We start from the raw sequence: 19,527 nt of genomic DNA, 5'->3' as shown, positions 1-19,527 counted from the left end.
CGCCGTCCTGATCCCGTTGGCCGGGACCGACGGGGTTTGTTCAACCCTGCCCCGCGGTCTCTACGGTGAGGGAGCACCGCCTCCTCGTGTGCCGCTGCTGCGGGCCGCGCGCCGCCATGGGCCGGGCCCGGGAAGGAGAACGGTTGTATGACGCCTCCGTCTCGGGCTTCGCAGGGCGCGCCGGACGCCGTTCCCTCCGGGCAGGACGCCGTGGCCACGGCCGAGCCGGCTCTTCTCGACGATGCTCGCCGCCTGGCCCCCGGAGCGGTCGCCCTGCGCCGCGCCCTGCACGAAAGTCCGGAGCTGGGACTCGACCTGCCGGCCACCCAACACCTGGTGCTGGGCGCGCTCGACGGACTCGGCCTGGAGATCCTCACCGGCCGCACGCTGTCCTCCGTCACCGCGGTCCTCACCGGGCGGGCCGACGGCCCGACGATCCTGTTGCGCGCCGACATGGACGCGTTGCCGGTCACCGAGCAGACCGGCCTGCCGTTCGCCTCGCGGACACCCGGGCTGATGCACGCGTGCGGCCATGACGCTCACACGGCGATGCTCGTGGGTGCGGCACGGCTGCTCGCCGAGCGGCGCGAACGCATCGCCGGACGCGTAGTCTTCATGTTCCAGCCCGGTGAGGAGGGCAACCACGGTGCCCGCCACATGATGGAGGAGGGTGTGCTGGAGGCGTCCGGACGCAGAGCCGACGCCGCCTTCGCCCTCCATGTGCACCCGAATCTGCCCGCGGGCGAGCTGCGGTTGCGCCCCGGTCCGCAGCTGGCGGCCTCCGACCGGTTCCGGATCCTCGTCCGCGGCCGCGGTGGTCACGCCTCCGCACCGTACACGACGTGCGACCCGGTCCCCGTGGCGTGCGAGATCGTCCTGGCCCTCCAGACGATGATCACCCGCAGCCTGTCCGTCGACGACAAGGCCGTCCTCAGCGTGACCCGCCTGACCGCGGGTACGGCCGCGGGCATCATCCCGGACACGGCGGAGCTGGGCGGCACGCTGCGCACCCTGTCCGAGCCGACACGGCAGAGGCTGCACGAGATGATCAGCAGGGTGGCCGAGGGCGTGGCCGCGGCCCACGGAGCGGAGGCCGAGGCGACCGTCGAGCCGGGTTATCCGGTCACCGTCAACGACCCCCGGTTCACCGACTTCGTCCTGCGTACGGCCGAGGTCGTGCTCGGGGCAGGAAGGGCGGACGTCCTGGCGGCCACGCAGATGACGGCGGAGGACTTCTCCTACGTCCTCCGGGCCGTCCCCGGCGCCCTGGCCTTCCTCGGCGTGTGCCCGCCCGGCCGGGAACCGCACGAGGCCCCGTCACTGCACTCGTCCCGCATGGACCTGGACGAAGACGTGATCGCCTCGGGTATCGCCTGCCACGCAGCCGTGGCGCTGGCCTTCCTCGCAGGAGGCGCACGGGATCCCGCGCCATGACGGCCCCCGGGCCGGTGAGACACCCCCCGACTCCAACAGCCTCCCCGCATTCGCGACCCACGTCGCGCCCTTCCCGCGGACCAACCTCGTCGTCGTACAACAGCGTCGAGAACCCGATCTCAGTGGGCGCCTGGCCGGGAACCGGGCCCTCCGGACGGACGTCTTCAGTGATCATGATTGCTGATGCGGACGAGCTGATCAACGACTGGGAGTCGATATGGCAGGGGTACTTCCTCGGGGAGCACGACGAGACCCTGCTGGAGTGTGTGGAGCGGCTCGACGGAGCGCGGGCCGCCCGGCCGCGTGATCCGGATGTGACGGCGTTCTACACGCTGGGCCTTGCGTGGACACACGGCCATGCCATGTACGACGCGGACCCCGAAGTGGCGCGGCGGGTCGTGGCAGCACTGTCGGGCGCCGCGTCGGACCCCGCCGTCGTGCAGGCCGCATGCCATCATGCGGGTCATCCGTGCGACGACGACCTGAGCGCGCACCTGGAGTCCTTCGAGACACTGTTGTCGCTGCTTGCCGGGGGCTCCGACTACACGTGGGAGGACCTGGACACACAGGGCGGGGATCCCGACCCGGGCTCCCGATGGCGCTGTCCGCGCAACGTGGCGGGGTTCGCGCTGGCGGCCGCCGACGCGATCGAGCGGCAGCGACGGTAGCGCCGTGCGCGCACGCTCACGGAGGCGAGCGGGCGTGACTGCGAACCGGAGGACTCAGCCCTGCGGAGGTGGATCCGAAGCGAGCACGGCCTGGCATGCCGACCAGGCCGGTTCGCTCAGCAGGGGGCGGAAGCGGGTGAACAAGGCGAGTAGTTCAGCCCCCCACTTCTTGCGGAACGACGGGTCGATGCGGGCGAGGTCGAGCTCGTTGGCGGCCGACAGCTCGGCGAAGTCACGGCACAGCTGCGGTTCCGGGACTCGGGTATGGCCGGTGAAGCGGTCGTGGAACGGGACGTTGGCATCCGCGAGCGTCGGATAGGTGGCCTTTCGGTCACATGACGCGTAGAGGTACACGATGGCTTCGGACTCGGCACCGATCACCGCCGCAAGTTCGGCACGGCCGTCCAGGGACAGCAACGCGGTGGGGAAACCGTCGGTGCCGTAGAACGCGTGGCACAGGCCCGCAAGCTGAAGGGCAGGGCGCGCGCCCCAGTCGGCGAGTTGTTCTCGGACGCGCTGGAGATGCGCGAGGAGAGTACCTCCTGGATGAGCGACCTCTTCGGCACCCAGCTCGCGCAGGAGCTTGATGGCCCGAGCGGAAGCGGCGGGGGAGACAGGCACGAGACGGATCCTTCCATCGCTCGGGTCGGCACCCCTCCGTGTCTTCGCCCGGGCTCCGGACCCCGCGAATGAGCCGGACGGGTTGCCGCCTGGGCCTTGCGCTGATCATCGCGGATGGCGAGAGACCGGTCAATCCTGTGTATGTCTAGCCGCACCCAAGTGATGCCTTGGGTCTGTGACCCGCACCCGCATCCAAGTCGGCGTGGCCGGCACTCCTTTGTCAGTGGCGCCTCGTACGGTCCTCACATGGGTATCACCTCGGCCTGGTCCATCAGCGCCCACAACGACGACTTCATCGGCACTCTCGCTCCGCGGCTGCTCCCGTTGATCGCCGCGGAGCGGGACGATCCGTTCGCACGAGAACGCTGGGACCGTTGGTGCCGGGAGCCGCTGCCGGACTACCGGACGTGGTGGGAGCCGTTCGGCCGGTCCTGCCAAAGGGAGGCGGACTCGCTGAACTCCTTCCTCGAACTGACCGCTTCCGGCGAGCACGTGCAGAAGATGTACGACGGCCTGTCGCCCCACGACGACTTCTCATTGCTCACGGACGTGTGGGACCTGGTCACCGGCGCGGAGGACATCTTCATCTCGGTCCACAGCAAAGAGTTCGCGCTGAGATCCTTCTTTCACGCCATAGGCCCCGACCGCGCCCTCCTCCTCCCCGGCTGGTGCGGCAACTTCCTGCTCACCTCCTCCGAGGTGCGCGAGACGCTGCCTGCTGTCGAGCGGGCACTGGGCTTCACCCCGAAGGAGCGCGCGGAGGCCGAGAACCAGGACTGGCTGGCCTACCACGACGACGAGGAGAGCGTCCTGGACGGACCGCTGCGGATGTGGCGGCAGGCAGCCGCGGACGCACGCGGCTTGTGTGGTGTGTCCGTCACCGTCTACTGAGACGGATCGGACGACGGAATCCCGACAGCTCGCAGCTGCGGTGCTGGGCCCGGACGCCCGAGGCAACCCTCCAGAAGGTGAACAGAGGAAATGGCTGGAACACCGGCAGCCAGCGGCTGTTTGACGGGTCTTCATTGCCAGGCTCCTGAAGGCCCTCACCGCGCCGCTCTACTCTCCTACCGCCTGATCAGAAAGGACCTGATCAGTGGACAACCTCGCCGCTCTCCGCTCTCACAGGAGGTCCACCATGTCCTTGCTGTCCCGGATCAAGCGCTCGCGCCGGGCGCTCTCCCTCGTCACCGCCCTCCCCGCCGCCCTGGTCGGTGTGTGGGTCGCCGCCCCGGCTGCGCAGGCCGCCGCACTCCCCGCTCCCGACCACGTGGTCGTGGTGGTGTTCGAGAACCACTCCTACGAGCAGGTCATCGGCAGCACCAGCGCCCCGTACCTCAACAACACGCTGAAGGCCGGTGGCGGCAACCTCACCAACTCGTTCGCCATCACCCACCCGAGCCAGCCCAACTACCTGGACCTCTTCTCCGGCAACAACCAGGGCATCACCAACGACAACTGCTACACCCCGCAGTTCAGCAGCGCAGCGAACCTCGGCTCCGAGCTCATCGCCGCCGGCAAGACCTGGGGCAGCTACAACGAGGGCCTGCCCTCGGAGGGCTCCACGGTGTGCACCAACTCCGCCACCAAGTACGCCCGGAAGCACAACCCGTGGTTCGCCTTCAGCAACGTTCCGCTGAACACGGCACACACCTTCACACAGTTCCCGACGGACTACACGACCCTGCCGAAGGTGTCCTTCGTCGTCCCGAACCTGTGCAACGACATGCACGACTGCTCCATCACGACGGGCGACACGTGGCTGAAGAACAACCTGAGTGCCTACGCCACCTGGGCCCAGACACACAACAGCATCCTGGCCGTCACCTTCGACGAGGACGACAGCTCGCACAGCAACCACATCGCCACCGTGTTCTACGGTGCGCACGTGGCACCGGGCAGCTCCACCTCGACGCGCTACAACCACTACGACACGCTACGCACCCTTGAGGACCTGGCCGGGCTGACGACCCACGCCGGGGCCGCGGCCAACGCCTCCGACATCACCAGCATCTGGAACTGACCTCACGGAGCACGGCACACACAGCCGGCCCTCGACGGTGAAAGAGCATCAGGACCGCCGCCCCCTCGGAGGCGGCGGTCCTGGCGCAACAGACCGCGAGCCGGATCGGTTCGCTGTTCAGTGCTCGTCGCCGACCGGCTTCTGACGTGCGAGGAACTCGGCGAAGGCCGCCGACTGCTTCGGCCCCATGTAGCCCTGACGCCCGTACATCGCCTGTTCGTCCAGCCACGCCACCGTGTCGGCGTCGCGCAGCTCGGCCACGACCACCCGGCCTCGGGTGAGCGTCATCCCGCCGTGCGGATGGCTGTAACCGAGGTAGGCCCCGTACGCCGTCGGCCCCGGCGGGTACTCGTCCGCCGGCTCGTCCTGCGGCCGCGTGCCCTTGTTGTGCCGTGCGGCCCAGTACTCCAGTGCTGCCAGCTCCGCCGCCGCCAGCAGCACTCGCGCCGGCTCGCCGTCCGCGGTGAGCCGGACACGTTCGCCGGTTTCCTCGACCTCGGCGATCAGCCGCCCGAACTCCGGGTCACCTTCCACCAGTTCTACGTCCATGGGCACCGACGCTACCCGCAGCCGGGAGTGCGGACCGCGCGCCTGGAGGGCGGTGGCGGGAGGGGGCGGCGGCCATGGATTCACCCTCCTGGTGAGGGCCGGCATTCCCGCTCGGGCCGGGCGGACAGCCCCCGTGCACCCGACCGGGTGGACCTGGGCACGGGGGCGGTGCCGGGGAGGCGGCTCAGCTGACGCGGTGCGAGCGCCGCCTGCGGAGGACGCCGAAGCAGACGCCGAGCAAGGCGGCGACGGCCGCGGCGGCGGCGCCCACGGCGACGGTTGCCCCGGTGCTGGCCGCGGATGCGGCGGACGTGCGCGGGGGCGCGGCCGTACCGCCGTAACCGCCGCCCTCGCCCGCCCGGTCGTAGCCGGACCCCGGGAGCTTGTCGCCGTATTTCCTGTGTACGAGGCGCTGGTAGCCGGCCAGGGGCACACCGTCCTTGCCCACGGCCCGCCGGGCGTCGGGGTCGAGCGGCAGCACACGGCCGTCGCGTACCACGTACCAGGCGTCGATCTGCGGTTCCCGGAAGACGGTTCCGAGGCCGTGCCCCTTGCTGACGTAGTCGGTCTCGTCACCGCCGGTCGCGATGTTGACGACCTTCCACCCCTTCGCCGTCCGTACGGTCCACACTGAGGCGACCTGGCCGTCCGCGGAGACCGCCTTGCTCGCGACGAACTGCGGGTCGGCGACAGGGGCACCCGGGTGTCCGGCGACGAACCCCGGGGCGAGGGAGTAGACGGTTACCGACGGCCCCACCAGGTGTGGCCGGGCCGCGCTCTGCGCGATCGCGCCATTGCGGGCGAAGAAGCGCGAAAGGGTGAGCAGGGACGCCGGGGCCGACGCCGCCTCGCGTGCCTGAGCGGTGTCGGCGGCGGTGTAGGGCGCGGGGAAGCCGCCGGTGGCCGCTGCGTGGGCGGTGGTGGGGGAGAGTGCGGCGAGGATCCCCGTGGCGGTGAGCACCACGACCGCCACGCTCTTGCGGACGGGCTTGTGGCCGCCGGGCGCCTGCCGGTTCGATGTGCGGGGCTTCGGTGACGTGCGGATCGGTGTCATGGTGTCACGCTCCGATCCCGTAGAGCGAGTGGGTCCACGTGAACGAGTTGTTGCTCACGTAGTAGTCGTAATTCCCCCAGTTGTAGCGGTAGTTGGAGGGCCACGGGTCGCCCCAGTAGACCTGGGTGCCCGAGGTGTCGTAGCCGTACAGCACATGCATGTGCCCGCCCCCGGAGCTCCACTCGATGCGCGTCTCGATGGGACGGTTGGCGCTGATCTCGTTCTGCACGGTGCTGTAGCGCAGATAACCCCTCACATAAGTACCGGGGTTGATGCCCATCCAGTCGAGGGCGTTCTGCACGTCGTCCAGTGCCGCCTGCCAGTTGCCGCAGGCGCTGCCCTGGGGCCGACTGAAAGCGGCGTCGCAGAACTGGTTCTGGGTGTAGGCACGCCCGAACCACGACGCGATGGTGTTGCCGCTCGCCGCCCAGCACCAGTTGCTGTTCTGCTGCGCCTGCATGGTGATGTCGAGGCGCTTGGCGGCGGGAACGGCGGTGTGAGTGGAGGTGTGCGGAGCCGAGGTGTGGGGAGCGGCCTGGGCGGGGGCCGTTGCTGCGAGCACGGCGACGGTCAAGAGGACCGCTGACGCCAGGCGTCTACGGCCCCGGGTGGTAGTGGACATGGCGTTCCTCCCAGTCAGGGTGGGGGTGGAGGAGCGCGTCCGGACGCTGCGACAGCAGCATCGATCTCTTGTTGGGTCCCGGTCAATGACGTTATCCACAGGGCTGGCGGCGAAGTGAACTCCGCCCGTACGGTTGTGAACGCCCCAGCAGCTACCAGCAGATGGCGGGGCAAGAAACGCCCCGTGCCAGGACGGGGAAGTGAACGTTCACAGATAAACCATCAGAGGGCGTGGAGAGGGGAGGGTCCCATGGCAGCACGCAATACCGATCGCCGCGCCACTCCGCGCCCCGGTGACCCACCCCTCGGCCCCTCCCGCCCCACCCCCGAGGCCGAACTCGCCGAAGCACTGCGCACCGGCCCGTTCTCTGCCGCGCTCCGGGCCGCGCTCGCCGCACGCGGGCTGGCTCTGCATCGCGTGCAGCACCGGCTCGCCCAGCGCGGTATACGGGTCGGTGTGACCAGCCTCAGCTACTGGCAGCGCGGTGTGCGGCGGCCCGAGCGGCCCGAGTCGCTTCGTGCCGTCACCGCACTTGAAGAGGTTCTGGAGCTCCCGCCGCACGCCCTCACCCGCCTGATAGGCCCACGTGCCGCCGGCGACCATCCCCCGGCCCGCACGTACCGCACCCTCCTCGAACCCGCCGCCGCGGTCGAATCGCTGCTGGCCAGTTTGGCGGCGCCGGCGGACGGCGGCCTGCACACCGTGATCCACTACGAGCACGTTCACATCGGTGCCCATCGAGAGCTCGTCGCCCGCGACTCGCAACACGTCGTACGGGCCCACCGCGACGGTGTCGACCGCTATCTGGCCATCCATCACGGCGACCCGGGCTGCGACACGGAACGGGTACGGGTACGCGGTCTCGGCAACTGCCGGGTCGGGCGGATCCGGCGTCACGGCGCGTCGGGAGTGGTCGTCGTCGAGCTGCTCTTCGACGGGCGGTTGAGAGCCGGGGAGACCGCCGTCATGGGGTACCGCTTCGAGGACGGCACCGGTGCGCCCAGCCATGAGTATGTGCGCGGCTTCACCTACGGCGGCGGCCAGTATGTCCTCGAGGTCGGCTTCGACCGTACTGCCCTGCCCGTCCACTGCCGCCGCTTCGCCCGTCCCTCGGCGACCGCCCCTCGCGAGGCGGTCGCCGATCTGACACTGAACGCCTACGGCTCGGTCCACCTCTTGGAGCAGCAGATACGACCGGGCGTCCTCGGCATCACATGGGAGTGGGACTGAGGCGTCGATCGAATGCCCGCATCGATCGTCAAGGCGGCGATAAAGATCGTTGATGCCCTCCTCGCCGACGACTCCATTCCGCCGGCGCGGCCGGGACCTGTCCGCCGGGACGGGGGCCGTCGGCGGGGTGAGTCGCGTCGCATCGGACGGGGTGAGGCTTGCTATGCAACGAGTTGCATAGCAGGATCGGGGGCATGGCGCTGGAACACGCGATTTTGGTGTCGCTCTTGGAGAAGCCGGGATCCGGCTACGAGCTGGCTCGCCGCTTCGAGCGGTCCATCGGCTACTTCTGGACCGCGACCCACCAACAGATCTATCGCGTGCTCAAGCGCATGGAGAACGACGGCTGGGTCGACGTCCGGGACGTCCCGCAGCAGGGCCGGCCGGACAAGAAGGAGTACTCCGTCGCCGACCTCGGCCGCGCCGCGCTGTCCTCCTGGTTGCACGATCCGATCGAGCCGGAGAGCGTCCGCCACGACCTGGCCGTGAAGATCCGGGGCGCCGCCTTCGACGACCCGGCCGCCCTGATCCGCGAGGTGGAGCGGCACCGGCAGGCGCACCGCGACCGGCTGGCGCACTATCTCGCCGGAGAGGCGCGGGACTTCACAGGGCCCGAGGCGGACGCGGCCGGTGCGCAGGCGCCGCTCGACGCGGAGCGGGAGCTCCAGCACGCCGTACTGCGCGGCGGCATCGCGTACGAGCGGATGATGATCGACTGGCTGGACGATGTGCTTGCCACGCTGGCCCGTTTCGGTCCGGCCCGCTGATCACCGCCGCACCCTCCGCCGGTCCTCGCGATCCGGCCGGTCCAGCCGTCGGACCTCCCCTTTCTCACCCGTCCACCAGCCGAAAGGCGTCATCGCATGGCTGACCAGCTGCTGTTCAACCCGCGCACCTACGACCCCGCGCACTTCGACCCGGAGACGCGCCGCTTGCTGCGTGCCACCATCGACTGGTTCGAGGAGCGCGGTAAGGGACGGCTGATCGAGGACTACCGGACCCGCGCGTGGCTCGGCGACTTCCTCGCCTTCGCGGCGAAGGAGAACCTGTTCGCCACCTTCCTGACGCCGTCGTCCGCCGCGGGGGAGGGGGAACCGGACAAGCGGTGGGACACCGCCCGGATCGCCGCGCTGAACGAGATCCTCGGCTTCTACGGCCTGGACTACTGGTACGCCTGGCAGGTCACGATCCTCGGCCTGGGTCCCGTCTGGCAGAGCGACAACGCCGCCGCCCGCGCCCGCGCCGCTGAACTCCTCACCCAGGGAGAGGTGTTCGCATTCGGCCTGTCCGAGAAGGCCCACGGCGCCGACATCTACTCCACCGACATGCTGCTCGAGCCCGACGGCAACGGCGGCTTCCGGGCCACCGGCTCCAAGTACTACATCGGCAACGGCAACGCCGCCGGACTCGTCTCGGTCTTCGGCCGTCGTACCGACGTCGAGGGCCCCGACGGCTATGTGTTCTTCGCCGCCGACAGCCGTCACCCGGCCTATCACCTGGTCAAGAACGTCGTCGACTCCTCGAAGTTCGTCAGTGAGTTCCGGCTGGAGGACTATCCCGTCGCGGCCGAGGACGTCCTGCACACCGGCCGCGCCGCCTTCGACGCCGCCCTCAACACCGTCAACGTCGGCAAGTTCAACCTGTGCACCGCCTCCATCGGCATCTGCGAGCACGCCATGTACGAGGCCGTCACCCATGCCCACAACCGCATCCTGTACGGCCGTCCCGTCACCAGCTTCCCGCACGTGCGGCGCGAGCTGACCGACGCGTACGTCAGGCTCGTCGGCATGAAGTTGTTCAGCGACCGTGCTGTCGACTACTTCCGCTCGGCCGGCCCGGACGACCGCCGTTACCTGCTCTTCAACCCGATGACGAAGATGAAGGTGACCACGGAGGGCGAGAAGGTCATCGACCTCATGTGGGACGTCATAGCGGCCAAGGGCTTCGAGAAGGACAACTACTTCGGCCAGGCGGCCGTGGAGATCCGCGGCCTGCCGAAGCTCGAAGGCACGGTCCACGTCAACCTGGCGCTCATCCTGAAGTTCATGCGCAGCCACCTCCTCGACCCGGTCGAGTATCCCGGTGTGCCGACCCGCCTCGACGCGGCCGACGACGATTTCCTGTTCCGCCAGGGACCGGCCCGCGGCCTCGGCTCGGTGCGCTTCCACGACTGGCGACCCGCCTTCGACGCGTACGCCCACCTGCCCAACGTGACCCGCTTCCGCGAACAGGCCGACGCACTCTGCGCATTCGTGGCGACGGCGGCCCCCGACGCGGAGCAGAGCCGCGACCTCGACCTCGTCCTCGCGGTCGGTCAGCTCTTCGCCCTCGTCGTGCACGGGCAGCTCGTCCTGGAGCAGGTCGCCCTGACCGGACTCGACGAGGACGTGCTCGACGAACTCTTCGCCGTCCTCGTGCGGGACTTCTCCGCGCACGCCGTCGAACTGCACGGCAAGGACTCGGCGACCGAACAGCAGCAGGAATGGGCTCTGGGTTCGGTCCGGCGGCCGGTCGTCGACGAAGCACGCACGCAGCGGGTCTGGCAGCGCGTCGAGGCGCTGTCCGGCGCGTACGAGATGGCCCCATAGAGCCGTCGTACGCATCACCGGTGGCCGGGCCGCGTCGCCCCGGCCACCGATCCACACCGGCGGGCCAGGCTGCTGCACGGTGGCCGCAGCAGCTCCACTCCCTCGTCCAGCCGCTCGGCGAGGAGGGAGCGACCATCCTGCGCGGCGGGTTCGTACGGCAAAAGCCGCCCGCCGCCCGGCCGGCCGACGGGGTTGTGTGCTGAGTACGCATACTCATGTGCGCCGGACCGTCGGCTGCCAGGCTCCGCGATATGAATGGTGGCAGAGGGACGCTTACGGCCCTGCATCTCTTCCTGGTCTGGGCAGTGACGGCGGCCGTGGTGCCGACTGTCGGCTTCGGCCTGGAGGTATCGGCCTGGGGTGGTGGTGTCGGCGCGACGGTGCCGGTCTTCGCGTTGGGTGTGCCGCTGATGGTGGGCCTGCTGGCTGTGGCGGGCCTGCCGGTGAGGACCGTGGTGCCGCTGTGCGGCTCCGCACCGCGGCGGTTGGGCTGGGCGGTACTGGTCTTCGTCCTCGGCACGCTCGGCGTCGTGGCCGGTCTGGCCGCCTACGGTGCGGACGTCGACCTGGGGAGCGCCAGCACCCGGATCGCGCTGACGGGGGCGCCGTACGCCGTGGTGGCGGCGTTCTTCGTGCCGAGCCGGTGGGTGCGGCTGGGGGCGCTGGCCGTGCTGGCGGGAGGGGTGGCCTACGGCGGCTTCGTCGGTCCGGCGCAGGCGAAGCAGCGTCAGCACGAGGCGGAGGTCGCGCGGTACCGGGAGAAGCCGGAGCTGCTGTATCTGGGCGACGCGCCGCCGGGCATGCAGGTCTCCCGTGCCGAGGTCGGCCCGGCCTCCTTCGTCGTCGACTACCGTCCCGTCCGGGAGGGTTACGAGGTGGGGTACGTCGGCCTCGTGGTGCGCTCGACGTCCACATGGACGCCCCGATGCCCCGAGCCCCCGGACAAGGGCGTGACCTGCACGGTCGACGCGCACGGTGAGATGGTGACGGTCCGCGACTTCCGTGGCGGAGCCCGCGAGGTCACGCTTGCCCGCCGCCACCGGAACGCGGAGATCGAGGTCACCAGCCAGACACTCGACGAACCTGGGCTCCGCCGTTTCCTGAACACGCTGCACCCACTGTCGGACACAGATCTGGGGCAGCTGATGCGGGAAAAGAAGATCGACCGAAAGCTCTGAGCCATGTTCGCCCCCGCGCCATGGGCACCGGGTCCTGGGCTGTGTGGACGACGGCGGCCACTCCCAGACGATCAGCACGGTCGGCGCCACGCCCACCGGTGCCGGCGCCTCGGGAGGCGGTGGCATTTTCCGCGCCGCAGCCGTCGGGGTACGGGGACTACGGGGACATCGCCGTGACCAGGCGCTCGGCTTTGACGTCAGCCGCCTCCGAACACATCCGTTGTCAGTGCGGTGCGCTTCACTGTCCGCCATGGAGCTCACGCAAGCGACCGTCAACGACCTGCTGGACCGGCTCGGCCCGGGGAACGGCTACGTGTACCTGCCCACCGGCCTGGACCCGCAGGCTCTGACCGACCTGCTCGCCGACAGGTACGGCGTTCCGCGCACCCTCGTCCTCGACGGTTTCACCGATCCGACCGTCGATGATTCCAGGGGCGCGGCTCTCCTCGTTCCCTTCGAGGACCGGGCCGTGAAGATACGGGCGTGGGCGTACGGGGATCAGTGGGTCGGCGCGGGTACGGCGCGGGACGCCGAAGGGGTCGAGCGGCCGGTTCTGGTGGTCGCTCACAGGGAGGTGCCAGAACCTGTGGCAGTCGCTTCGGACGAGGGCGAGGACGAGGACGTCGACTGGATGGAGCGGCTCATACGGCTCACCGGCTGGACACAGCCCTCCCAGCGGCCGGACGTGGACTGGGCGGAGGTGGAGTCGCGTCTGGGCACCGCGCTGCCGAGCGACTACAAGCGCATGGTCGAGACGTTCGGCAAGGGCGCCTTCGACGGATACCTGGACCTGAACCAGGAGCCGTGGACGGATCTCAGGGAGGACGGGCTGCTCGTCTGGGCGGGCACGGAGAACGAGGACCTGTACTGCTGGAGGACCGAGAGCGACGACCCCGACCGTTGGCCCGTCGTGGTCCGGTCCTTCGACAGCAAGGACGTCCCCTTCGACTGCCAGGCCGCGGAGTTCGTCTGCCGCATCCTCGTCGACCCGCACCACCCGTACACGCTCGCCCGTTATTTCGACACCCACTGGTTCATGAACTACCGGTACGGCGACTGACCTTGGTGCCTTCGGGGAACCGGGCGGAAACACGCGAGCCACGGTGTGTCCGCGTTCGCCGCGGAGGCCGGCGATGACGACGGCGCCGACGAGGCGGAGAACTCCGCCGCGGGGGCGTTTGGAAGTTCAAGGGGTGTTGACGGGCCTGGCCGACACCTTAAGATCCGTGCTGCTCGAAGTACCGATCGCCGTTCGATATATCGAGCGAGGTCAGCTGACAGCTTCGGCAGGCTGCCCTGCTCCGGCCGGTACGCACCGCAACGGTCCGTCACAAAGGAATGAGCCGCATGCTTTCAGAAGCCGGAGTGCCCCGCAGAACCGTCCTCACCGTCCTGGGTGCCGCCTCCCTCGCGGGCACCTTCGCCGCCGCTCCCGCCGTGGCCGCCGAACTCACCGGGACAACGGCAAGCGCCACTGGCGTGGACCTCCCCGCAGCAGCCGCCCACTGGACCTTCGACGAAGGCTCCGGCACCTCCGCCGCCGACGCCTCCGGCAACGGTCGTACCGCGACGCTCCAGGGCGCGGCCGGCTGGGACGCGGGCAAGGCCGGCACCCACAGCCTGAGTCTCAAGGCGGGCGGCAACGCCACGGCGTCCGGGCCGGCCCTCGACACCTCCAAGGCGTTCTCGGTGGGCGCCTGGGTCAACCTCGCCCAACTCGGCGGCTACCAGACCGCCGTCAGCATCGACGGCAAGGTCGTCAGCTCCTTCTACCTGGGGCTGCGCGACGACACCGGCACCTTCGCCTTCGCCCGGCTGGGCTCGGACGCCACCCAGAGTGCCGCAGTGGCAGCCGCCGCCTCGGCGCCCACCACCAATACCTGGACCCACCTGGTCGGCGTCAGCGACCCGACGGCCGGCGTCCTCCGCCTCTACGTCAACGGCGTGCTGGAGGGGGAGACCGCCTGCACCGATGGCTGGGCCGGCAGCGGTGAGACCGCCATCGGCCGTGCGCTCTACGGCGGCGGGCACGTCGACCAGTGGCACGGCCTGATCGACGACGTATGGATGTTCCCGTCCGTCCTCACCCCCGCTCAGGTCGCGGCACTGGCCGGGGTTCCTGTGGAGACCACGACGCCCCTGCTGAGCGTGGACGTCGGCAGCCCCGCGCACGCCGTGTCCCCCATCCTTCCCGGTCTGATGTTCGAGGACATCAACCACTCCGGCGAGGGCGGCATCTACGCCGAGCTGGTGCAGAACCGCTCGATGATGGCCAGCGACACCACGCCCGTCCACTGGTCCGCCGTCGGCGGAACGACCCTCGCACTCGACACGGCCACCCCGCTCAACGCCGCACTCAACCGTTCCCTCAAGGTCGTGCTGCCGGGCCGCACGGGGGTCGGCAACCGGGCCGGAGTCGCCAACGACGGCTTCTGGGGCATACCAGTGCGGCCCAGAACCACTTACAGCGCCCGGCTGTTTGCCAAGGCCTCGCGACGCATCGGCCCGCTCACGGTGGCCATCGAGTCGGCGGACGGTGCGACGGTGTACGCGTCCGCCCGCCTGCCCCACATCGGCACCGCCTTCCCCGACCGCCCCTTCGAGCTGACGCTGCGCACCGGTTCGCGCACCCCCGTGGTCGGGGACGCGCGGCTGACCGTCACCACGGCCGACCCCGCCGCCGCGGGCGAGACCCTCTGGCTCCAGCACGTATCCCTCTTCCCGCCGACCTACAACAACCGGCCCAACGGTCTGCGCATCGACCTGATGGACAAACTGGTCGCTCTGAAGCCGAGGTTCCTGCGTTTCCCCGGCGGAAACTTCCTGGAGGGCAACACCATTGCGACACGGTACGACTGGAAGAACACCATCGGCCCGGTCTGGGAGCGCCCCGGCCACATGGACGACGCCTGGGGCTACTGGTCCACGGACGGCCTCGGGCTCCTCGAATACCTGGAATGGGTCGAGGACATGCACGCCCAGCCGGTCCTCGCCGTGTACGCCGGCTACTCGCTCAAGGGGGAACACGTCACCGGCGACGCGCTGAAGCCGTTCGTCCAGGACGCACTCGACGAGATCGAGTACATCACCGGCCCGGTCACCAGCACCTGGGGCGCACGACGTGCCGCCGACGGACATCCGGAGCCGTTCCCGCTGGAGCACGTGGAGATCGGCAACGAGGACTGGTTCGACTCCTCGGGATCGTACGACCAGCGGTTCGCGGCCTTCTACGACGCGATCAAGGCGAAGTACCCGCATCTGAAGCTGATCGCCACCACGTCCGTGACGAGCCGCACCCCGGACCTGATCGACGAGCACTACTACCTCGCGCCGTTCGCCGCCCAGGCCTCCACCCACAAGTACGACAACCGGGACCGCAATTCGACGAAGGTGTTCGTCGGGGAGTGGGCCGCGCAGGAGGGCCGCCCCACACCCGACCTCAACGCGGCGCTCGGCGACGCCGCTTGGCTGGCCGGGCTGATCCGCAACTCCGATCAGGTCCTCATGGAGTGCTACGCGCCGCTCTTCTCGCACGTCAAGGACAACGTCTGGGCGACCAACCTGATCGCCTACGACAATCTCACCAGCTATGTGTCACCCAGCTACTGGGCCCAGCACATGCTGACGAGCAGGCTCGGCACCACGGTGCTCCCAGCCACCGCACGTGCGCTGCCCGGCCTCGCCACCGTGGCCACCCGCTCCGGGAACCGCCTCTACCTCGCGGTCGTCAACTGCGGGACGGAGAAGGTGAACGTGCCGGTCGAACTGAAGGGCCTGGCCAAGGGGGTGAGGAGGCAGGCCACCGCGACCGTCCTGACCGGCCCCTCGCGTGCCACCACCAACACGCTGGCGGAACCGGACACGTTGGTGCCGAGGACGAGCATCGTCACCGGCGCGTCAGCGTCCTTCACCAGCATCGTGCCACCGCTCTCGGTCACCGTACTGGAGCTCGTCCTGACCTGATCGCGCATTGCCCGACGCCCTTGTGGGGCGTCGGGCAACGGACTGACACCTCGCACGACGGTGAGTCCGTCACCGTCCTGCGTGTCGGTCGTCAGGCCGCCTGGCCGGTCCTGTCCCGATGCCGGTGCGGCGCGGTGTCATGGCGTTTGCGAGTCGGGGGGAGGCGTGGAGTGCCACGTCGGTGTGCCGGCGTGGGACGGGTCGGGCCCGTAGCCGCCGAGGGGCTGCCCGGTCCGCATCACCCCTTCGAGTTGGCGGCGTATGCCCTCAGCAGCGTCACGAACTCGCGCGGGCACGTCACCACGCTCGGCGACGAGCTTGTGGTAGATCGGGGCGTCTTGGAACACGTGGCACGAGACCTTTCCGTCGGTGATGCCAATCGACATCGCAGCTGCCGAGTTTAGGCGGCAGGGAAGGGCGGCCGCGGCCACCCCTGCGCGCTGCGCTCGGACGTAGGTCGGTGGGATCGGCGTCGGCGCGGACAGTCGTCGTTCGGGCGGCTCGGTCATCGTCGTCCTCGTCCGTTCAGCGGGGCGCACGTCGCCGTCCCTGTGGGGACCGGCCGGTCCGGTCGGATAGTGGTCGGCCGCTCGGAAACGATAGAAAGGGGGTATGTGTGGTGTTTCGGGTCAACCTGGGCGTGATGCTCCTCATGCGTCAAGGAGGACTCATCGGCCCGAGCGGCTCCGTCAGGGAGGAGAGGAGCGGCGGTCGGGCTCGCTGCTGAGCGTGCACAGCCTCGCCGGCCAGGTCTTCCTGCTGCAGCTGGCGGTCGTGATGCTGCTCGTGGCGGCCACCCTGGTGGCGCTCGTGGTACAGGCTCGAAGCGATGTCATGGCGGACGCCCGGCAGCGGACCCTCACCACGGCGCAGACCTTCGCGAACTCCCCGGGGACCGTGGCGGCGCTGAACAGCGCGAACCCGAGCGCGGTGCTGCAGCCGTACGCCGAGGCGGCCCGGAAGGCCGCAGGCGTCGACGCCATCATCGTGTACGGGCTGAACGGGCTCACCCTCACCCACAGCGACCCGCACCAGATCGGCAAACACGTCATCGGGCCCTATGCGAAGGCGGCGACCGGCAAGCCGTTCACGAGCACCTTCAAGGGGTCCCTGGGGCTCTCCGTGATCTCGGCGGTTCCCGTCAGAGGTCCGGACGGCTCGGTCGTCGCCATTGTCTCCGTCCCCGTCACGGTCGAGACGGTGCAGCACAGGGTGAACCGGCAGCTGCCGGTCCTCTTCGGCGGCGCCGCCGCAGCCCTGGTCGTCGCGGCAGGCGGGTCGGGCCTGGTCAGCCGGCGGTTGCGGCGCCAGACCCATGGCCTGGGGGCGATCGAGATGACCCGTATGTACGAACACCACGACGCGGTGCTGCACGCGGTGCGGGAAGGAGTGCTGATCGTCGGCGGCGACGGCCGGCTGCTGCTGGCCAACGACGAGGCACGGCGGCTGCTGGACCTGCCGGCGGACGCCGACGGGCGGCACATCACCGAGCTGCGGCTGGAAGACGACCTCGCCCGGCTGCTGGCCTCCGACCTTCCTGCCACCGACGAGGTGCACCTGGCGGGCGACCGGCTGCTCGCGGTCAACAAGCGGCTCACCGCACCTCACGGGCCGGTCGGCAGCGTGGTGACGCTCCGGGACACCACAGAGCTCCGGGCACTCTCCGGCCGGGCCGAGGTGGCGCGTGAGCGGTTGACGCTGCTCTACGACGCCGGACTGCGGATCGGCACCACGCTGGACGTGAAGCGCACGGCCGAGGAACTGGCCGAGGTGGCGGTGCCCCGGTTCGCCGACATCGTCACCGTCGAACTGCTGGAGCCGGTCCTGCGCGGCGAGGAGACCCCCGGCGCGACCGCCGTGACCGAGTTGCGCCGCAGCGCCGTCGCAGGGCTGGACGCGGACGATCCTCTCCCGCACGTCGGCGAGCTGATCCGGTTCGACCCGGCCCACCCCGTCGCCGTGGCGATGACCGAGGGCCGCCCGGTCCTGATCGAGGACCTGAGCGGCTCCGACGGCTGGCGGGCCCAGCACCCCGAACACGCCGGACGGATCCTCGACCACGGTGTCCACTCCCTGCTCGTGGTTCCGTTGCGGGCCCGCGGCGTGGTGCTGGGAGTGGTGGACTTCCGGCGGGCAAGGGGCTCACCGCCGTTCGAGGAAGAGGACGCGTCCCTCGCCGAGGAGCTGGCCGCCCGGGCAGCGGTGTGCATCGACAACGCCCGCCGCTACACCCGCGAACACGCCATGGCCGTCACCCTGCAGCACAGCCTGCTGCCACGCGGGCTGCCCGAGCAGTCCGCCCTCGATGTGGCCTACCGCTACCTGCCGGCCCAGGCCGGGGTGGGCGGGGACTGGTTCGACGTGATCCCGCTGTCCGGCACCCGGGTGGCGCTGGTCGTGGGTGATGTCGTCGGTCACGGTCTGCACGCCGCGGCGACCATGGGCCGGCTGCGCACCGCCGTGCACAACTTCGCCGTCCTGGACATGCCGGTGGAGGAGCTGCTGGGCCGGCTGGACGAACTGGTGGCCCAGATCGACGCCGAGGAGGCCGCCACCGCGGAGCACGGGCAGGGGATGATCACCGGTGCGACCTGCCAGTACGCCGTCTACGACCCCACCTCCGGGCAGCTGGTCCTCGCCACCGCCGGTCATCCGGGACCGGCGGTGGTCCGGCCCGACGGAACCGTCGACTTCCCCCAGCTGCCGGTCTCCCCGCCACTGGGGCTCGGCGCAGGCCTGCCTGTCGAGACCGTCGAGCTCACCGTGCCCGCGGGGTCCCGGCTGGTGCTCTACACCGACGGACTGATCGAGGACCGTACCCGAGACCTGGATGCCGGTCTGCAGGCCCTGCGCGACGCCCTGACAGGGGCCGATCGCACGCCGGAGGACACCTGCACGGCGGTGATGCAGGCCATGCTGTCCGACCGGCCCAGGGACGACATCGCGCTGCTGGTGGCCCGCACATGCCGACTCGGGCCGGCGCAGATGGCCGAGTGGGACGTGCCCCGTGACCCGGCGGCGGTGGCCCCGGTGCGCACCGCCTGCGCCCGCCGGCTGACGGAGTGGGGCCTGGAGCAGGTGTCCTTCACCGCCGAACTCATCCTCAGCGAGCTGATCACCAACGCCATCCGCTACGGCACCGAACCCATCGCCGTCCGGCTGCTCCGCACGGTGCCGATCAGCGGCCCAGCCGCAGGCACCCTGATCTTCGAGGTCTCCGACGGCAGCAGCACCTCGCCCCGCCTGCGCCGCGCGAAGGTCACCGACGAGGGTGGCCGCGGACTCTTCCTGGTCGCTCAGTTGGCTGAACGCTGGGGGACCCGCTACACCCCCACCGGCAAGGTCATCTGGGCGGAACAGTCCCTCCGCCACGGCGCCCCGCCGGAGACGGAGGGACTCGGCGAGATCCTGCTCGGCCAATGGGACGACACAGCACTGTGACGGGCGCCTGTCCGTCCCCTTCCGCCATGGCCGTGCACGCCGCGTGCCGGCGTCGCGCGACCGGTGACCAGGGCCCAGCGAGGTCGAATTCCGCGGGGAAAGGCGGTGGTCGCGGGCTTCGCCTACGTGCTTACGTGCTGCACGGGCGGGATTCCG

Annotated in this window: 15 protein-coding genes; 11 read left to right on the top strand and 4 right to left on the bottom strand. The window is 70.0% G+C overall.

Annotated elements, in window-relative coordinates; translation table 11 throughout:
* Positions 1-147: 147 nt before the first annotated feature.
* Together ACIGXP_RS17545 and ACIGXP_RS17540 are read left to right on the top strand one after the other, a co-directional pair.
* Complete coding sequence (locus ACIGXP_RS17545; RefSeq protein ID WP_399769179.1) at positions 148-1,434, top strand: M20 family metallopeptidase; 1,287 nt, start codon at positions 148-150, stop codon at positions 1,432-1,434.
* 173 nt (positions 1,435-1,607) lie between these two features.
* On the top strand, positions 1,608-2,102 hold the full coding sequence (locus ACIGXP_RS17540; RefSeq protein ID WP_399769177.1) for a hypothetical protein: 495 nt from the start codon (positions 1,608-1,610) through the stop codon (positions 2,100-2,102).
* 54 nt (positions 2,103-2,156) lie between these two features.
* Here ACIGXP_RS17540 and ACIGXP_RS17535 read toward each other — a convergent pair whose 3' ends face one another.
* The gene (locus ACIGXP_RS17535; RefSeq protein ID WP_399769175.1) at positions 2,157-2,723 is read right to left on the bottom strand and encodes a DUF6817 domain-containing protein; all 567 of its coding nucleotides are present in this window, start codon (positions 2,721-2,723) and stop codon (positions 2,157-2,159) included.
* A gap of 246 nt (positions 2,724-2,969) precedes the next feature.
* Here ACIGXP_RS17535 and ACIGXP_RS17530 point away from each other — a divergent pair, with 246 nt between their 5' ends.
* Together ACIGXP_RS17530 and ACIGXP_RS17525 are read left to right on the top strand one after the other, a co-directional pair.
* Positions 2,970-3,614 carry a hypothetical protein gene (locus tag ACIGXP_RS17530; protein WP_399769173.1) on the top strand — a complete coding sequence of 215 codons (645 nt, stop codon included), beginning with the start codon at positions 2,970-2,972 and terminating at the stop codon, positions 3,612-3,614.
* Between the two features lie 247 nt (positions 3,615-3,861).
* Positions 3,862-4,746: an alkaline phosphatase family protein gene (locus tag ACIGXP_RS17525; protein ID WP_399769171.1), complete on the top strand. Its 885-nt coding sequence runs from the start codon at positions 3,862-3,864 to the stop codon at positions 4,744-4,746.
* Positions 4,747-4,863: 117 nt separating this feature from the next.
* Here the strand turns inward: ACIGXP_RS17525 and ACIGXP_RS17520 are convergent, their stop codons facing one another.
* From ACIGXP_RS17520 to ACIGXP_RS17510, 3 genes are all read right to left on the bottom strand, one after another.
* The gene (locus ACIGXP_RS17520) at positions 4,864-5,295 is read right to left on the bottom strand and encodes a type II toxin-antitoxin system Phd/YefM family antitoxin (protein ID WP_399769169.1); all 432 of its coding nucleotides are present in this window, start codon (positions 5,293-5,295) and stop codon (positions 4,864-4,866) included.
* Positions 5,296-5,479: 184 nt separating this feature from the next.
* Positions 5,480-6,349, bottom strand: coding sequence for a hypothetical protein (locus ACIGXP_RS17515; protein WP_399769167.1), 870 nt, complete (start codon positions 6,347-6,349; stop codon positions 5,480-5,482).
* Between the two features lie 4 nt (positions 6,350-6,353).
* Positions 6,354-6,971, bottom strand: a complete 618-nt coding sequence (locus ACIGXP_RS17510; RefSeq protein WP_399769165.1) for a papain-like cysteine protease family protein — start codon at positions 6,969-6,971, stop codon at positions 6,354-6,356.
* A gap of 249 nt (positions 6,972-7,220) precedes the next feature.
* Here ACIGXP_RS17510 and ACIGXP_RS17505 point away from each other — a divergent pair, with 249 nt between their 5' ends.
* The 7 genes from ACIGXP_RS17505 to ACIGXP_RS17475 all read left to right on the top strand — a co-directional run bounded on the left by ACIGXP_RS17505 (position 7,221) and on the right by ACIGXP_RS17475 (position 19,371).
* Positions 7,221-8,201, top strand: coding sequence for a hypothetical protein (locus tag ACIGXP_RS17505; RefSeq protein WP_399769163.1), 981 nt, complete (start codon positions 7,221-7,223; stop codon positions 8,199-8,201).
* A gap of 194 nt (positions 8,202-8,395) precedes the next feature.
* A complete protein-coding gene (locus tag ACIGXP_RS17500) occupies positions 8,396-8,968 on the top strand; it encodes a PadR family transcriptional regulator (RefSeq protein WP_399769161.1) in 573 nt (190 codons plus the stop codon).
* A 96-nt stretch (positions 8,969-9,064) separates the two neighbouring features.
* On the top strand, positions 9,065-10,789 hold the full coding sequence (locus ACIGXP_RS17495) for an acyl-CoA dehydrogenase family protein (protein WP_363217727.1): 1,725 nt from the start codon (positions 9,065-9,067) through the stop codon (positions 10,787-10,789).
* A gap of 251 nt (positions 10,790-11,040) precedes the next feature.
* A complete protein-coding gene (locus tag ACIGXP_RS17490) occupies positions 11,041-11,967 on the top strand; it encodes a hypothetical protein (protein ID WP_399769159.1) in 927 nt (308 codons plus the stop codon).
* 250 nt (positions 11,968-12,217) lie between these two features.
* On the top strand, positions 12,218-13,027 hold the full coding sequence (locus ACIGXP_RS17485; protein ID WP_399769157.1) for an SMI1/KNR4 family protein: 810 nt from the start codon (positions 12,218-12,220) through the stop codon (positions 13,025-13,027).
* Positions 13,028-13,314: 287 nt separating this feature from the next.
* Positions 13,315-15,930, top strand: coding sequence for a LamG-like jellyroll fold domain-containing protein (locus ACIGXP_RS17480; protein ID WP_399769154.1), 2,616 nt, complete (start codon positions 13,315-13,317; stop codon positions 15,928-15,930).
* A gap of 612 nt (positions 15,931-16,542) precedes the next feature.
* Positions 16,543-19,371: a SpoIIE family protein phosphatase gene (locus ACIGXP_RS17475; protein ID WP_399769152.1), complete on the top strand. Its 2,829-nt coding sequence runs from the start codon at positions 16,543-16,545 to the stop codon at positions 19,369-19,371.
* Positions 19,372-19,527: the final 156 nt, after the last annotated feature.

The organism is Streptomyces sp. NPDC053069 (genome assembly GCF_044546895.1).
In the GTDB taxonomy this organism is placed as follows: Bacteria; Actinomycetota; Actinomycetes; order Streptomycetales; family Streptomycetaceae; genus Streptomyces.
The sequence above is the reverse complement of the archived record's forward strand: the minus strand, read 5'-3'. Positions and strand labels throughout refer to the sequence as shown.

Coding starts and splice junctions, on each gene's coding strand:
- ACIGXP_RS17540 (WP_399769177.1), top strand. CDS start 1,608: ATGATTGCTGATGCGGACGAGCTGATCAACGACTGGGAGTCGATATGG.
- ACIGXP_RS17495 (WP_363217727.1), top strand. CDS start 9,065: ATGGCTGACCAGCTGCTGTTCAACCCGCGCACCTACGACCCCGCGCAC.
- ACIGXP_RS17525 (WP_399769171.1), top strand. CDS start 3,862: ATGTCCTTGCTGTCCCGGATCAAGCGCTCGCGCCGGGCGCTCTCCCTC.
- ACIGXP_RS17545 (WP_399769179.1), top strand. CDS start 148: ATGACGCCTCCGTCTCGGGCTTCGCAGGGCGCGCCGGACGCCGTTCCC.
- ACIGXP_RS17505 (WP_399769163.1), top strand. CDS start 7,221: ATGGCAGCACGCAATACCGATCGCCGCGCCACTCCGCGCCCCGGTGAC.
- ACIGXP_RS17475 (WP_399769152.1), top strand. CDS start 16,543: ATGTGTGGTGTTTCGGGTCAACCTGGGCGTGATGCTCCTCATGCGTCA.
- ACIGXP_RS17500 (WP_399769161.1), top strand. CDS start 8,396: ATGGCGCTGGAACACGCGATTTTGGTGTCGCTCTTGGAGAAGCCGGGA.
- ACIGXP_RS17485 (WP_399769157.1), top strand. CDS start 12,218: ATGGAGCTCACGCAAGCGACCGTCAACGACCTGCTGGACCGGCTCGGC.
- ACIGXP_RS17530 (WP_399769173.1), top strand. CDS start 2,970: ATGGGTATCACCTCGGCCTGGTCCATCAGCGCCCACAACGACGACTTC.
- ACIGXP_RS17515 (WP_399769167.1), bottom strand. CDS start 6,349: ATGACACCGATCCGCACGTCACCGAAGCCCCGCACATCGAACCGGCAG.
- ACIGXP_RS17520 (WP_399769169.1), bottom strand. CDS start 5,295: ATGGACGTAGAACTGGTGGAAGGTGACCCGGAGTTCGGGCGGCTGATC.
- ACIGXP_RS17490 (WP_399769159.1), top strand. CDS start 11,041: ATGAATGGTGGCAGAGGGACGCTTACGGCCCTGCATCTCTTCCTGGTC.
- ACIGXP_RS17510 (WP_399769165.1), bottom strand. CDS start 6,971: ATGTCCACTACCACCCGGGGCCGTAGACGCCTGGCGTCAGCGGTCCTC.
- ACIGXP_RS17480 (WP_399769154.1), top strand. CDS start 13,315: ATGCTTTCAGAAGCCGGAGTGCCCCGCAGAACCGTCCTCACCGTCCTG.